The following is a 1,133-nucleotide window of genomic DNA, read 5'->3' on the forward strand; positions in this document are numbered from 1 at the left end:
ACAAAGCGAAGATACTCTTTCTCACCCGCTAGTTTCCCCATTTTGTAAACCATTTCCAGAGTCGCTAAAGAATTGCTCTCTTGGCCTAACTCCATGTAAATACCAGACAATTGAGTCCAGTAACGCTTATTTTTTGGATATTTAGTGGTTAATGTTTTCAATACACCCGCAACGCTCTTGAACTGCTTAAGTTCATAATGCGCAGACATCAGTAGCTGATACCAAGATTCACTAGGTTCTTTACTCATAGCGATTGCTTGCTTAGCTGGTGGAATCGCGTTTTTGTAATCTTCTAGCTGAACATAAGCACTCGCTAGAGGGATGTATGCATGCGCTTGTGGCTTTTCTTCGGTGGTTTCTGCAATTTTGAACCACTCATTCATGGTTGCTACTGACTTTTTAAATTGCCCTTCGGCTAAGTAAAGCTGCGCCAAGCTATAACGAACTTGCTGGGCTACAGGCACTGGAAGTGCGTTTAAACTTAACGCATCAGCAAAATACTTTGCTGCTTTCGGGTAGTCATCTTGCAGAGAGTACAAAAAGCCCATCTGTTGCAGTAAGACTGCACGGTCATATTGTTTTTTGCTTGTACTACTTAATGCTGAGTTCAATTTAGAAAGGGCATCAGCGTACTTTTCTGTAGCAATGAGTTCCTGAACTTTGTTTACCGTTCGAAACGTTTTGTCTGACAACTCCGGAGTGTTGGCAAAACCAGGCGCGCCATACGCGCCTGACAATAACACTAGAGAAGCCAACAGTTTGGTATATGCTTTCATACGTATGACTCCTTAGTTTGTAGAGAACTCAATTTCTTGAGAAAGGCGAGAGCTAACCGCTTTACCATCAACCATCTTGGGTTTGAAGGTCCACTTAGATACGGTTTTCTTCGCGGCTTGTCCCAAGCCCAACTTACGTGGTGTCTCTTTTAAAACTTTGACGTCCTCGACGCTACCACGTTCGTTAACAGTAAACTCTACAAGTACGATACCTTTCTCAAGTCCAGAACGGGCGGCCTTACGAGGCATCTGAGGTTGGAATGTTGCTAAAGGCACAGGGCCTCCGCTACCTGCCAGTCTCGCTCCGCCACCTTGGCTGTAATGACCGAGCACTGAGCCACCAGTGACGTTAACTGG

General features: G+C 44.8%; 2 protein-coding genes. Both read right to left on the bottom strand.

The features are described from left to right. Positions 1–776, bottom strand: a 776-nt coding sequence (locus R8269_RS25530) for a tetratricopeptide repeat protein (RefSeq protein WP_412079973.1), incomplete at its 3' end; no start/stop codon positions are given. 12 nt (positions 777–788) lie between these two features. Further along, positions 789–1,133: energy transducer TonB (locus R8269_RS25535; protein ID WP_318222952.1), on the bottom strand; the 345-nt coding region annotated here is incomplete at its 5' end.

It is taken from the genome of Vibrio sp. Vb0667, assembly GCF_033391095.1.